At 59.3% G+C, this 14,551-nt stretch carries 11 protein-coding genes; 6 read left to right on the forward strand and 5 right to left on the reverse strand.

Translation table 11 applies throughout. The annotated features are described in order from the left end of the window. The first annotated feature begins 3 nt into the window (after positions 1-3). From FGM15_03835 to FGM15_03850, 4 genes are read left to right on the forward strand one after another with little or no spacing between them, the layout of a single operon-like run. Positions 4-1,068 (forward strand): dihydrodipicolinate synthase family protein, encoded by a 1,065-nt coding sequence (locus tag FGM15_03835; protein MBU3664993.1) that lies wholly within the window; start codon positions 4-6, stop codon positions 1,066-1,068. Positions 1,069-1,079: 11 nt separating this feature from the next. Further along, entirely contained in the window at positions 1,080-1,754 is a 675-nt protein-coding gene (gene sdaAB, locus FGM15_03840) for an L-serine ammonia-lyase, iron-sulfur-dependent, subunit beta (protein MBU3664994.1), read from the forward strand. Between the two features lie 4 nt (positions 1,755-1,758). After that, positions 1,759-2,658, forward strand: a complete 900-nt coding sequence (gene sdaAA / locus FGM15_03845; protein ID MBU3664995.1) for an L-serine ammonia-lyase, iron-sulfur-dependent, subunit alpha — start codon at positions 1,759-1,761, stop codon at positions 2,656-2,658. Continuing rightward, positions 2,655-3,794, forward strand: coding sequence for a M20 family metallopeptidase (locus FGM15_03850; GenBank protein ID MBU3664996.1), 1,140 nt, complete (start codon positions 2,655-2,657; stop codon positions 3,792-3,794). The genes sdaAA and FGM15_03850 overlap by 4 nt, the downstream gene beginning before the upstream one ends. 276 nt (positions 3,795-4,070) lie before the next feature. Here the strand turns inward: FGM15_03850 and FGM15_03855 are convergent, their stop codons facing one another. The 4 genes from FGM15_03855 to FGM15_03870 form a co-directional block, all read right to left on the reverse strand. Next, positions 4,071-4,979, reverse strand: a complete 909-nt coding sequence (locus tag FGM15_03855; protein ID MBU3664997.1) for a gfo/Idh/MocA family oxidoreductase — start codon at positions 4,977-4,979, stop codon at positions 4,071-4,073. 258 nt (positions 4,980-5,237) lie between these two features. After that, the gene (locus FGM15_03860) at positions 5,238-6,482 is read right to left on the reverse strand and encodes a DegT/DnrJ/EryC1/StrS family aminotransferase (protein ID MBU3664998.1); all 1,245 of its coding nucleotides are present in this window, start codon (positions 6,480-6,482) and stop codon (positions 5,238-5,240) included. Between the two features lie 267 nt (positions 6,483-6,749). After that, on the reverse strand, positions 6,750-8,120 hold the full coding sequence (locus FGM15_03865) for an SLC45 family MFS transporter (GenBank protein ID MBU3664999.1): 1,371 nt from the start codon (positions 8,118-8,120) through the stop codon (positions 6,750-6,752). A 154-nt stretch (positions 8,121-8,274) separates the two neighbouring features. Continuing rightward, a complete protein-coding gene (locus tag FGM15_03870) occupies positions 8,275-9,201 on the reverse strand; it encodes a helix-turn-helix domain-containing protein (protein MBU3665000.1) in 927 nt (308 codons plus the stop codon). Between FGM15_03870 and FGM15_03875 the strand changes: the two genes are divergently transcribed. Then, positions 9,193-9,984, forward strand: coding sequence for a sugar isomerase domain-containing protein (locus FGM15_03875; GenBank protein MBU3665001.1), 792 nt, complete (start codon positions 9,193-9,195; stop codon positions 9,982-9,984). The two genes, FGM15_03870 and FGM15_03875, sit on opposite strands and share 9 nt — an antisense overlap. 38 nt (positions 9,985-10,022) lie before the next feature. Beyond that, complete coding sequence (locus FGM15_03880) at positions 10,023-11,054, forward strand: hypothetical protein (protein MBU3665002.1); 1,032 nt, start codon at positions 10,023-10,025, stop codon at positions 11,052-11,054. Between the two features lie 108 nt (positions 11,055-11,162). Here the strand turns inward: FGM15_03880 and FGM15_03885 are convergent, their stop codons facing one another. After that, the gene (locus tag FGM15_03885) at positions 11,163-11,897 is read right to left on the reverse strand and encodes a hypothetical protein (protein ID MBU3665003.1); all 735 of its coding nucleotides are present in this window, start codon (positions 11,895-11,897) and stop codon (positions 11,163-11,165) included. Between the last annotated feature and the right edge of the window lie 2,654 nt (positions 11,898-14,551).

Consider the following 14,551-nt stretch of genomic DNA (forward strand, 5'->3'; position numbering starts at 1 on the left):
ATTCTGCTTTCTATGGAAACGAAGATGATCCGCAAGCTCCTGGCTGAAGGTCAGGTCATTCCGGCCCAACCGCTGGCCCTCGACACCCGGCGGCGATTGAGCGAGAAGCACCAGCGCGCCATCAGCCGCTACTATTTGGAGGCTGGTGCCGGGGGGCTGGCTGTCGGTGTGCATTCGACCCAGTTCGAGATCCGCGAACCGCAACACGGCTTGTTCGAACCGGTGTTGGCTTTGGCCTCGGAGGAAATCGACCGCCACGTCGCGCGCACCGGCCGGCCGGTGTTGAAGATCGCCGGTTTGTGCGGGAACACATCGCAGGCTGTGGCCGAGGCCGGCTTGGCCGCGCGCCTGGGCTACCACGCGGGATTGCTCAGCCTTGCCGCGATGAAAGAGGCCACGCTCGATGAGTTGGTCGACCATTGCGCCGAGGTGGCTCGGCATTTCCCCGTGGTTGGTTTCTACCTCCAGCCAGCGGCGGGAGGCCTCATTCTTCCTTCGGCATTCTGGCGGCGTTTCGCCGAAATCGATAATGTGGTGGCCATCAAGATGGCACCGTTCAACCGATACCAGACGATCGACGTGGTGCGCGCGGTCATCGAGGCCGGCCGCGACGACATCGCGCTCTACACTGGCAACGACGACTCGATCGTCACCGATTTGCTTACCCCGTGGGTTTTCCCGCATCGCGGCCGCCTCGTGCATCGCCACATCGCCGGCGGCCTGCTCGGACACTGGGGGGTTTGGACCCGGCGGGCCGTCGATCAGTTGGAGCGCATCAAGGCGGCGCGCGACGGGAAGCAAATTTCCGCCGAATGGCTTGCCGAAGCGGTGGCCGTGACCGACATGAACGCGGCGCTGTTCGATGCCGCCAACAAATTCCACGGCTGCATACCCGGCATTCTCGAAGTGCTGCGGCGTCAAGGCTTGGCGCCGTCGATCTGCTGCCTCAACCCGAAGGAAACATTGTCGCCCGGGCAAGCCGAGGAACTCGACCGCGTGATCGCCGCATACCCTCACTTGGTCGATGACGATTTCGTTGCGGCCAATCTGGACCGCTGGCTATCCTGAGACTGATCGCTATGGGCTTGTCCGTCTTCGAAATCATCGGACCTGTCATGACCGGACCTTCAAGTTCTCACACCGCAGGAGCCTGCCGCATCGGATGGGCTGCGCGCCAAGTCCTCGGCGAAGCACCGTGTCGCGCCGAGATCGGGCTGCATGGTTCATTTGCCGCCACCGGCGACGGGCATGGAACAAAGGAAGCCCTTGCAGCTGGGTTGCTCGGATTCGCCCCCGACGACGAGCGATTGCCTCGCGCTCTCGAATTGGCCCCGTCGGCCGGCCTGCAGATTGTTTTCCGCGAGGTGGACCTCGGGGCCGAGGCGCACCCCAACAGCGCGGACCTCTCGCTGGAGGGATCAACGCGGCGGGAAAAAATCACCGGCAGCTCCACCGGCGGCGGCGCGGTTTTGGTCACGGCCATCGACGGACACGATCTGCACTTGACTGGTCGCCTTGATACGCTCCTCCTCTGGCACAACGACACGCCCGGTTTCCTCGCACGCATCACCGCGCTGCTGGCTTGCGTGGAAATTAATGTCGCGACCATCCGCACCAGCCGCACCGAGCGCGGCGAGGGGGCGCTTACTGCAGTGGAGATCGACGGCCGCTTTCCGCAAACGCTCCTGGCCCTTCTCGATCATGTGCCCTCCGTTCAGCGTCATGCTGTCCTCCCGGTTCTGCCGGGTTATTGAGCACATGGACTACCAGTTCAAAACCTCCAGCGAGCTTCTTGATCTGTGCGCCCGGCACGCCGCGTCGGTCGCCGAGATCACCATCCGTGCCGAGGTCGAATTGTCCGGCGTTCCGCGGCAGGAAATTATCCTCCGCATGGAGGAATATTATGGCCGCATGAAGGAGTCGGTGCATCGCGGCTTGTCCATCACGGAGCGCAGCCGCAGCGGCTTGTCCGGGGGAGACTCGAAAAAAGTCCTCGAGCACAGCGAGGGTCCGGCGGTCAGCGCGTTGGGGTCGGTCTTCGAGCGCTCTATCGCTTACGCTCTCGCCGTGCTCGAGACCAATGCGGCATTCGGTCGCATCGTGGCTACGCCAACCGCCGGCAGTGCCGGTATTTGCCCCGCCTGCCTTCTCACTTGGCAAGAGCAACGCGGGGCAAGCGATGCAGCGACTGCGCTCGGGCTGTTCACCGCCGCGGGGATCGGCCGCATCATCGGGCATGGTGCCTGCTTTTCCGGTGCGCAGGGCGGATGCCAGGCCGAGGTGGGCAGCGCTTCGAGCATGGCAGCGGCAGCCATTTGCGAACTCGACGGGGGATCTCCGGAACAGACCGTCAACGCGGCTGCCCTTGCGCTGCAAAACACCCTCGGCCTGATCTGCGATCCGATCGGCGGCTATGTCGAGGCGCCCTGTATGATGCGCAACGGACTCTTCGGTCTGCACGCCTTCGGTGCCGCGGCCGTGTCACTAAGCGGGGTAAGCAGCATCGTGCCCTATGACGAAGTGGTCGGCGCGTTGCGCGAGGTCGGGCGCCACATGCCCCGCATCTACAAGGAAACCTCGAAAGGAGGCCTGGCCACAACGCCGACCGGACTGAAATTCCGTCCGGGCAAACTCCCGCCGGTCTCCCCGAAATTGTGAAACCGCGCCCGCCGATGCCGTCGGCGCCCGAACTTTTGGCGCAATTGGTTCGCTGCCCCAGCACCGGCGGTCCGGACGGGCACGGCGAAGCAGGCATGGTCGCGTTGCTGGCCGCCCTGCTCGAGCCTTGGGCCGATGATATCGCCATCACTGAACCTGCTCCCGGTCGCCCTAATCTCGTGGCCCGTTTCGACGGGTGCGACCGGACGAAGTCGTATGCCTTGGAAGCGCACAGCGACACGGTGGGAGTTGCTGGAATGTCCGTCGATCCGTTCGGCGCGGAAGTGCGCGGCGGCAAACTCCACGGACGCGGGGCCTGTGACACCAAGGGGCCTATGACATCGATGATCCTTGCGCTGCTGTGTCATTTGCGCGACCACGGACGTCCTCGGGTGACGTGGTATTTCGTCTCCACATGCGACGAGGAGCTCGGCGGACTCGGGGCACGGCATTTGGCGTCGTCGGGATTCCGCTGCAACGGCATGATCGTCGGCGAGCCGACGAATTTGCGTCCGGTCGCGGCGCACAAGGGCGCGGTGCGCCATCGCATTACGGTCGAAGGTGTCGCGGCGCACAGCTCGACGCCAGAGCGCGGTGCCAACGCCATCCATGCCGCGGCGGAATTCATCGTGGAGACCGAACGGGCGGTGGCGGGTTCCGGTAGTCCCGAGCCAACGGCGGAACCCGGGCCTCCAACCTTCAGCGCGGGAATCATCCAAGGCGGGGATCAGGTCAACCGTGTTCCTTCGCGCGCCGTTGTCGAGACGGACCTCCGTTTGCCCCCGGGAATGGATGTTGCCGCAGCGGAGCGGATACTCGAGCAGTCCGCGGCCGCCGTTTGTGCGCGCCGATCGCGGATCGCCATCTTGCGCGAGCGCACGCAGGAATACCCGCCCTTCGCGCTCGCGCCAGACAGCCCGTTCCGCAAAGTCATCGGCCGCCTGACCGCCGCGGGTTGGCATGAACCCGCGCGCTATGCCACCGATGCCGGTTTTTTTGCGTCTGCCGGGATCCCTTGCGTGGTCTTCGGTCCGGGCGATCTCGCCCGCGCCCATACGGCTGATGAATGGATCGACCTCGATGAAGTGGAGCGTGCCACCGATATGCTCGCGCAGGTTATTGCAACAGCCAGCTGAGCCGGATGTTCGGGAGCCGAGATCGGTTCTTGTCTCCGCATAGACAAGCCCCGCTTTTCTCTGAATCACTTTTTGCACGCCGGTGCCGGGAGCGGCTTCGCGGGTGCAAAGGTCGTGACGTTTGCCGAATCGGCGAGCTTACCGGCAAGCCTTTGCCAAGATGCATATGGTGCGTTCCTTCGTATTCTTTGGCACATCGAGACACGCGCATGCGCGCTCGTATTTGGCGTTGGCGATGTCGAAAATCGGAGAGTCGTAGATGGACGACATTGCCGGTCAGAGTCGGGCCGGGGCTTTGCTCTCGCGCAGGCGGTTGGCCTCTTCGAGCATGCGGATAATGGCGAGGGTCTCCGCCACGGGAACTGGCGACACACCGGTTTTCACCATGGCTATGATGTTCTCGAGCAGCCCGGCGTAATACGGCTTGGGGTGCGCGTAGACGTCGATGAAGGTCGACCCTTTCTCCCGGTGAATCACACCGCCGAAGCCTGTGTTGCCCTTACGGTTCCCTCGGATTGTTCCGATGCGCCCGTCGGCCCACTCGGCCGTGAGGACATCATGATCGTCGTTGGACGCGACTGCGAACCCGCGGACCTCGGATCCCAGCGTGGCGACGAGCGCTTCGGCGGTGTGGATGCCATACCAAAAGAAACCCGGTTGGGTCGGTTCGATGGCCATCGGACCGTAAAAGTCGGCTCCGATAACGGGGCCCTTGCTTCCGTCGGCCAAGGCATCGATTAATCCCTGCGCGTAACGCAGGGCGGAGGAACTCATCAGGGGGAAGCGGTGACGTGCCGCCAATTCGAACATGGCCTCTGCATCCGACATCGAAAGGGCAAACGGCTTGTCGACAAAGACGGGTTTCCCCGCAGGGGCAAGTTTTTCCAACTGCGTGCGGTGGACGCGGCCATCGACAGATTCGAGCAAAACAGCGTCGGCCGCCACAGCGGCATCTTCCTCGCTGCCGACAATGGTCACGCCGAACTCGTCGCGCAGTTTCCGGGTGTAGCCATCGACGCGGTCGCGGCTGAGGGCGAAGTCCTGGCTGGGAATTCCCGGATAGGCGGCCACGACCCGCGCGCCGCGCACATGATACGGGTGCGACGTATCGTGCAGCAATTTGGCGAAGGCTTCGACATGCGAGGTGTCGAGGCCGACCATGGCGAGTTTGAGCGTGGCGGGCATGGTTGGCTTGCTCAGTCGCTCCTGCTGGCTATCCAAGCCGCGGTTTCCTCCATGGTTTTGCGTCCGCAGTTGGGTTCGCGCTCCAACGAGGCCAAGATATTCATCCTTCGTGCCTCTTGCGGTGACGAGATGCGGTGGCGGCCCGGGACATTGAACGCGCGCGCCGAAGGCGATCCCTTTGTTTCGCACATTGTCCCGTGCGCAAGGGGCGCCACGCATCGCACGTTTTGAGAAATTGCTGGCACGGTATTTACCGGATCAATACGTCTTGCAGAGGGCCTCCGCCAAAGCGTTCCTGACGCACCGCGCCATGTAGACAGCATCCTCTTGCGTGTAAGACACGCCGAATGGAAGGGATAGCATGTTGCTGACCAGCGCCTCGGTCCGCGGAAAGTCTTCCGCACGGTAGCCGCGGGAAGGCATTTCGATGTCCCGGAACGGCGAGGCAGCCGGGTGGTGCGCCAGCCCCCGTGCGCAATAATCCTTGCGGTAGTGGCAGTAGGTTCCGGTCATCGGCACGGTGTTCACATTGCGTGCTTCCAGCGCTTCGCGCAGGACCGCCGCGTCAAGCCCGCCTTCGAGGAACAAATACAACTCGATCCCGGAATCCCCCTCCGGATCGTGGATTGTCCGGGGGCGGATACCCGGAATCTCCCCGAGCTCCAGGAAAAAGACCCGCTGGAGATCGCGGCAATGAGCCCGGATGCGATCCAGCTTGCGCAGTTGCGCCAGCGCGACGGCTGCCGCCAGCTCTCCCATCCGGTATTGGCCGCCGCAAAACGACGGGAACTCCGGTGCTCTTTGCAGGGCAAACGCCGGACGATACTGGCCGAGATCGTGCATTCGCACGGCACGCTCGAAAAGTGCGGGGTCGTCGGTCAACACGGCTCCGCCCTCGCCGCTCGTGATGGTTTTTTGATGCTGAAAGCTCCACGTGTTGATGTGCCCCAGAGCCCCGACACGCCGCCCCTTGAAAAACGCACCGGGGCTTTGCGCGCAGTCCTCGATCACCTTGATCTTGTGCCGCTCCGCTTCGCTCATGATCACATCCATCCTTGCCGGCGCCCCCTGAAAGTGCACCACGATCGCGGCCTTTGTTCGGGGGGTGGATTTGGCTGCGATTTCCGACGGATCAAAGCACAACGAATCATCCACCTCGACCAGCACCGGCTTCGCTCCCATGCGGACGATCGCCGTGAAACAGGCCACCCAACTCCACGCTGGCACAAGCACCTCATCGCCCGGTCCGACTCCCAATGCGCCCAGCGCACATTCCAGCGCGCCCGTTCCGCTGGACACCGCCAGCGCATGGTTCACCTCGACCATCCCGCGAAGTTCCGCCTCCAGGCGGTCCGCCATCGCTTCGCCTGTTTTGTAAAAACGGTTCAGCTCCTGCGATCGCAGCACTTCGTTGATTAGGGTGCTTTCTTCTTCTCCGACCCAAAGCCGGCCCAAACCCGGAGTCGGGCGCGCCCGCAAAGCCTGCCTGACATTCGTTTTCATAAAAGAAGCACCATGCGATCACGCACCCCGCATTTTACAGCCGCATAGCAGTTTCAAGCCGCGCAATTCTGGTTGTTGTCCATACTAACAGCGATCCAGACCCGGGTCATACAGATTACCTTCCGCCTCGGCGCCTTTGAACGTGAACGCTTTTGATATCCGCCATCGGGGCGCAGCCTCTGCGTTCTTTTGGCGGGAACCGTCGTGGTTCTGCTCCTGCCCAATCAATCAATCCGCTCGACCCTTCGCTTCCCACTCGCATGCTCTCTACTCCGGCGGGGCATAGGCCTTGTCGCCGCCGAGCCTGTGGTAGTAGCGGAACACGACCAGAAGGCAGGCCACCGCAAGCATGGCTATGCCGCAGCCCGCGGCAAACGTGAGGTGATAGGCGTGCCCCGAAATATCAATCCACGCCCCCATGAGGGGAGGCATAATCATCAGAAGCAATCCGTTGATAAGGGTCGCTGCCGAGGCGAATTGCGCAAAGGTGGCGTGAGGAAAAAGTCTCTGCCCGAGCGAGGCCGTGCCGGTCAAGAACACGCCGGCAAGGACGCCGTGGGCGATGAGTGCGAAAGCAAACGAGTCCGGAGTTCGCACAAAAAGCGCAGCCCATCCGGCCAACACCACGTAAAGGACAAGCGAAATCAGCGCAACCCGCAGAGGATGTATCCGGTCGGCAAGCGAGCCGATCGGATAGGATATGATCAAAGAGCAAAGGAGCGAGATCGCTCCGCATTTGCCGAATTGGTCCAAGCTCATCCCCACACTGCGTGCGTAGAAAAGGCTGAATGTGTAAAAGGGGTTGAAGGCAAGGTTTGCGAGACCCCAGGCTCCGAAAAGCCAGAGGTAATAGGGATGGGTGAAACACTCGCGGAAATAGATTTTGGCCGCCGCTACGAAACTCCGCTTGGGCGCCCCGCATTCCGCGGGTGGCGGGTAATCGCCCTCCTTCACTTTCAAACACATGAGCCCGAATCCGACGCCGTAAATCAGTCCCATCGTGAGAAAAATGTAGAGGTAGCCCTCCTCGGCTTTGCCGAGGACAAAATAGCTGAAGAGCACTCCGACAATCAGACTGACCGCACGGAAAAGCCCGAAAAAACGGCCGATGACGGCGGTCGGGACAACGTCATTGATCAGAGCGCCGAAAATGGCATTGCCGACCACGGCGGCAACTTCGAAGAGAATCCAGAACAGCCCGAAGAGTCCGAGGAAGCACGCGTTAAGTCCGGGCGAAGATTCTCCCAAGGAAGTATCCAACCATCGTGCGCCCATGGGCACAAAACCGAGCGCCATCATGGCACCTGCGGCGATCGGTGTCGTCACCAGTAAAAAAGGAATCCTGCGCCCCCACCGCGAACGCAGTCGGTCCGACCGATACCCCACCACCGGGCTCAAAAACATTCCCAGCGCCGAAGGCATCGAGCCCACCAAAAACCCGATCATCATGTCGGAAACCGCAAACTGTTTGAGCATGACCTGCGCGACCGGGGTCACCGCACGCTCGCGAGCCTGCCATGAAAAATCGCCGACCAGCAGCCAACCGAACAAAATCACCAGTCCGGTGGTGGAATACACGAGCGTGCCCACCTTCCACGTTTTGCCGGTGTGGTGGCCTGTCGGCCCGTGGGAACTCATCTCGGGTTTTTGCTTTGGGGCCGAATCATGCGCATGGAACACCTTTCCCAATCCGGTCTCGAAAGAAAGGTCGAAAGAAGTCTGGCTTATATTGATGACTAACGGGTTTCTTCAAAAGCGTCTCGATGGTTCCGCGAAGCAGCGGCAATCTTCCTCATGAACGGTCGCCCGCGCGGAGGTCGCGGGGTCGTCGGTTGGTCATCCGGCGGAAAGCGGTGGCGAACCCCTGCGAGGAAGAGAACCCTAGGTCGAAGGCTATCTTCGTGATCGGCATGCCCGTTGTTGTCAAAAGCCGCTCCGCTTCGGCGAGGCGCTTGCGCAGCACAAACTCCGCGGGAGCAACACCGGTGATCTCGCGAAACCGGAGCTTGAACCGCGAGACGGAAAGCCCCGCCACTTCGGCGAGTTCGGGAACCTGCGGGTTGTCGGCAAACGAGTGGTCGATATGCTGCAGGACCTTCGGCAGCCATGCCGGGGACTCGCGCTCCATCTGGCGTTTGCTCGAGTGGATCACGGAGAGCAAAAAGTCGAGCGCGATAACACGGGCGGAAATTTTTGAAAGAATACCGGGCTTGGCTTCCCCGAATTTGAGGAGTTGCTCGAGGGTGCGCTGCGTCGATTTGGGCGCCGCGAACTGCCTGCGCGGAAGCTTGGCCAGCAGCTTGGAAATCTGTCTGCCGATTCCCTCCGTTTGCCCGAGGAAGGGGCCGCGGTTCCCCGTCAGGGAGAGTATCATCCAATAAAGAACTCCACGATCTTCGGGGTCCGCGCCGGTGCTGTGCCGCTCGCCCGGAAGGGTCACGAAGAACTCTCCTCCGTGGATCACAAAGGTTTGTCCCTCCACGTCGTAGATTTGCCGCCCCCGGTGCAGGTAGCAAATTTCGATCATGCCCGGATGTCGGTGGGGTGGGAGCGGACGATGCGGGTAGGAATAGCGGTAGCGCCCGAGCACACGGGCTCCGGGCAAATCCAACTTCCTGAGATCGAGGATGTGACGCTCCGGCGTGCAGCGTAAATCGAGCGTCGTCATGTTGTATTTTGTATCGCAAGACAAATACGGAAGCCAGGCGGGATGTTCCATGGAAAACTGGCCGCGATGAAACCTTCCAATCAACTGTTTGACTCGCGATTTCTCGACAAATTCAACGAACTGGCTGCGCGCTTCGAAAGCGAGCAGGCGGGCAATCTCGCCAAGGCCGCGGGATGGATGGCAGATGCGATCGAGCAGGACCGGTTGATTTATCTATTCGGTGGAGGCGGCCACACCTGTCTTGTAATGCAGGAGCTTTTCTGGAGGGCCGGCGGTCTGGCGAATTTGTGTCCGATGATAGATTTTGCCATTCATCCGGTCACACCCGCCTACATGTATTTGTCCCATGAGCGCATGCACGGCGTTGGCGATGCTCTGGTTGACTACTACGGCTTGGGCAAGGACGACCTGCTTCTCTGTTTCCACAGCTACGGTTTCAACCCGCCGACAATCGATTGCGCGCTGCGCGCCAAGGAGAAGGGCGCCCGGGTGGTCGGTATCTCCTCCAGCGATTGGGACCGGAACACGCCCAAGGATTTTCCTTTGCGCCACAGGAGCGGAAAGCACCTTTTCGACGTGGCCGACATCAAGCTCGAAAACTATGTCCCGTTCGGCGATACCGTCATTGAAGTCGAGGGGTTGGCGCAGCCGATCTCCGGCATTTCCAGCACGATCGACTTCTACATTGCGCACCGCCTTGAGATCGAATGCGTAAAGGCCTGCCTGGCCCGCGGCGTCGAACCGCCCGTCTGGCGAAGTGCGAATGTGGCGGGCGGCGATGAGTTCAACGCTGCTCTGCGCGCCAAATACAACTCACGGGTCAAATTCCTGTAAGTAATTGACCGGATCCGACCAAGACAAGGAGCACGATCATGGCTGTCAAAGAGACCGGAGTTAGTTATTACGGCATTTCCTACCCCGAGCATGCGCGGAGGGACTTTGAGGAAATGAGGGCGCACCATTGCACGGCGGTCCTCCTGGCGCTGACAGAGTTCGATATTTTTTTCTGGACCCGCAACATTCCAAAAATCGTCGATGAGGCAAAAAAGCGGGGATTGAAAGTCTATCTCAACACTTGGGGAGTGGGGAAATTCTTCGGCGGAGAGGCTCCCAGTCGCTTTCTCCAGGAGTGCCACCTGCACGACCGCCAGTGGACAGCGGTCGCCGGCGAACCTCTGGCCGCGGCTTCGCCCTCTTCCCCGGCCTTCCGCGAGTATTTCTGGGGCATTGTCGACCGCTTGGCCCGCGAATGCGATGCCGATGGCTTTTTCTGGGACGAACCGCATTACGCCATGCCGATCGACCCCGTCGGCTACCAGAGTACAACGGATTGGTCCTGTCGCAGCCCTATCACGCAGGAAATCTTCAAGCGCAAGTATGGCTACGAAATGCCACGCACTCTGACCGAGACCGTCCGCAAGTTCCGGCACGATCAAGCCAATGAAATCCTCTCGGAGGCTGGGCGCATTGCCAAATCCCGCAATCCTGCGCTGAGCATCACGCAGTGCAGTTTGCCGGCGGAGAACAACTATTACTTGTCTTACCAGCGCGGCTTCGACGACTGGGAGTCCATCGCGGCCAATCCGCTCTATGACATTTTTTCGACTTCGATTGTCGTGAGCTATGATGCGCCGATCGATGTGCATCGCCGACTCGCCGAGAAGACCGTCCGTCTGGCCCTCGCAAACGGCAAAATTCCGCAGCGATGGATCATGAGTTATTTCGACAGCCCCCGTGACATCAATTTCATCAAAGAGATCGCGCGCTGCTACGCTGCGGCCGGCATCGAGTCGATCTTCTCATGGACTTACCGGGCGGGTGCCGGAACTTTTCTGCAAGCCCCCGATCCGGAATTGGCTTGGAAAACTCTCGGTGAAGCCTACGGGGAAGTGCTTTCGCGCTGAAGCCGGCCAGCGTTCCCTGGGGCAGCTTGCACAAGTTTCAGCTTTCCAGCATCAATCTCGAGAAGTCCAAGGTCTTTCGGGGCCCGCAGGCTCGGTTTTTTTCGGAACTCAAAGCTCGACTCCGAAAATTGTGCGCAACTGGAAATCCGGTTGCCCCGAGATACCGGTTGCTTGGATCATGCCGGTGAACGTGGCGAAGTATCTGCCGAACTCAAGTGCGATGTTCGGTCCGGCGTAGACAGTCGTCTGAGTAGGAACCGACCAATCGGCGAGGTAGAATTTTTGCTGGAATTCTCCGCCGACCTTGATGTTCGGCGAAATCTTCCAACTCGCGCCTGCGCTGTGCTCCAGCTTTCCCTGGCGCTCGTCGAGGTTGTCGAGATTCGCCCCCTCCCATTCGGCTTCAAGGGTCGCGTTGTATGCAAGAACCAGGGGCCCGATATTTTTTTGCAGGATTCCTTTTGTCTCCAACTTGAATTGCTGGTCGCCGAGCTTCACCTCGCCGTAAAGCGCGGACCCCAGAAATGAAGTTGCGGGGTTCGTCAGCTGGTAAATGCCCTCCAATGCCGTGTTTTGGTATCTCGCCACGTTGTCGGCCACGTTCCAGTCCGCGGCGTAAAGGGCGAGTTGAAACCGGTCGGTCACGCCGAATTCCAGCTCGTGGCGGAAATCGAATGCGTTTTCGTCGTCCGGCCCGGATTTCCAAGTCACCCAATTTTCAACCTCAATCTCGTTCTTCTCGGCGACTTTCGCTTCATAAACATAGGTGAATCGCCTTCCAGCCTCAGAAATTTCACAAGACATTGTCAAAAAGGCGGTTGTGATGAAAAGATAAGGACGCATTTTCTTTAAAGGTATTGGGATTGAGACGCAATCTCATCAAATTTGCCTATGGCCGTCAATCGTCTTTTAATCCAGCGCAGTTGCCCGCCGGCAATTTTTGGCCTCCGAAGACTGTGTTCAGAGAGCCTTATATTTTCCTTAAAACGCAGTGATTCTCTGTGGGGATGTATCTAAAAAAACAAATGTCCAAAAATCAAAAAACAAATGTCCACTGAAGCGGGGCAGACTTCGGAGGCTGGCGTGCTGTGATGCACCTGGACGTATGTTCAGTTGTCGGCCAGCTCCGGGTTAAGGCGAGCCGTTTGGATGATTCAAAGAGCGGCCCATTTTTGTTCTGGGCATGATGTGGTCCGAAAATTGGTTTTGATGTCCACGAAACATCCGCATCGGGAACAGCGGCGCGGATGCAAGATAAAAAATTCGCAAGCTTCGCAAACGGCGATACGAGCCTGCTTTTCTTCTGGACTAACGCGCGCCCGTCCAGCGAGAGCAGCGGCAGCTTCCGTGGCAAATGCAGTGACAGCACTTTTGGCTTGGGTCGGCACCGTTGGGGGCGAAAACCGCGCTCTCAGCGCGGAAAACGCTTCATCGGTGAGTTCAAGCTGGTCTCCACGCACCGTTCCAGCCGCGAGGCACGCATCGAAGTAGCCTTGGGGTTTGCTGGGTGCCACAGCGCGTAGTGCTTGGATTGGAATAAGCATACTTCAAGAGCACCAAGGCTTCATGGCCAGGTTGGCCGAGGAGATAATGTCCCCGCCGTTAGATCGAGGCATGCAAGCCCGCGCATTGAGTGTGAAAACTGTTGTTCCGGGCATCCCCGAAATCTCGAATGTCCCGCAATCTACGCTTTCACCGGGAACGATGTGACCCACGAACAGGACCAAATTACCACGCCGGACCGTGACAAAATATGTCCCATGGGCTGGTTTCCCATTGGCAGTGTCGGCGGTCACCGAAAGAGTCAACGCCGCGCCGACAATTGCCGTGCGTAGTCCTTCGCCACCTGAATAGCATTCGGAAGGCGTCAAATCCTCCAAAACAATCGCAAGTGATGGCCAAAGTATCGAAGCGCGGGCAGCGCGAGCGATAATCCCAGAAGCCGCATTGCCACCGCTTCCTCCACCCCCCGCAGGAGCACCCATGCCGGAAGTGTCCACCGGGTCAACCGCGCGACCAGAAAAAGCATCTGGACAAGTCGTGCCAGTGGGGGTTTCGGCATTGCTGATGCACCCAGCAGGCAGGTTGGTCCAATCGGTCGCAAGAAATTCATCCCGTCCGAAATCCGAGGTGCGCACAACCGTCGGCGCGGATGTTCCGACCCGATTCCACCAGAGGCCGTTGTAGTATTGCAACCAGCGGTCGCTCCAGGCGCGCCGTCTGACAAAAAAGCCCGAGTGGGCAGCCATCAGTGCTGTCTTGAAGTCGAAATATGCACTCGTGCTCATATTTTTACGGAACTTCGATCGTTGGTTTCACTTGTGGATGGAGCAGGCGTTCTTCGTATTCAGCGAGCACACGATTAAACAACTCGCTGTCTGTATGATCTGCCGACTCCAATCTGGTTTTCCAGTAATCAAACAAAACCGGATGTCTTCGATTTATCCTGTAAAAACCTTTTTCAAGCCACATCGAACGCTTCACAGGGCTCCGAGACTGAAGCGTCAATGCATACATTATTTTTCTGATGTTATCGTCGTTCATCATACAGTTCAGCCGACATACTCGCATGCGCATCCTATGCCGACCGGGGCATAATATAGTCCACAGCAACAACAATTAGCGCCACAACTCCATCCTGTTTCGTCGGGACAACAACATGCCCCTTCGTCAGCGCAGGCGTAGCATGTCCCGTAAGAGCCAGAGGTTGAATGAACCGTCTGACCCTCTGGGCAAAAAGATGGAGGAGTTCGCGACCAACCATCGGGGCACTGTGGCTCGGGGCACCAGTCCTGCATTGTTTTGCTGGCCGAGGCGGTAAGGTCTCCGCTGTTCGATCCGGGTAGATAGGCTCTGGCTTCAAATGTAAATGAGCTGTATCCAGGTCTTCCCGGCCCCACACTGTGCGTTCCGTAATCTATTGTGTCTCCGGGACGAATGGTCCCTTGCCAAATGATCTTTCTGCCATTTCGGATAGAAACCAGGTAAAGGCCTTGGGCAGCAGGATCGTTAGTGGCGCTCAAACTCACCGTGCCTCCGAAAACAGCATTTCGCGTCCCACCGTCATTGTTTGGATAACACGGACTCGGAGTGGTGTAGTCGTCCATCGTGATCGCGATTGATGGCCAAGAAATTTCAGAGCGGTTTCTTCGTGGTTTGTTGTTTCCTCCACCACTTCCACCCCCCATTCCTCCGCCATCACTGATAACTCCTGATGTTGGCGGACCTTGTGGACCAGTTGGCCCATCACCGCCACCACCAGCTGGCGGGTCTCCGGGGATATAAGGCACATACCAAGGTGGAATATACGGCACATACGGTGCAGGGCATGTTTGTCCATTGGGGGAATCCGGCTGTGGCACGCAAGAAGGCGGTAGGTTTGTCCAATCATTGGCCAAAAATTCGTCCCGAGAAAAATCCGATGCACGGATCACTGTGGGGGTGAGCACCCCGCGTCGAACCCACCATAACCCATGGTAGTATTGTATCCACTGATC

The sequence above is a fragment of the Chthoniobacterales bacterium genome (assembly GCA_018883245.1).
Classification (GTDB): Bacteria; Verrucomicrobiota; Verrucomicrobiia; order Chthoniobacterales; family JACTMZ01; genus JACTMZ01.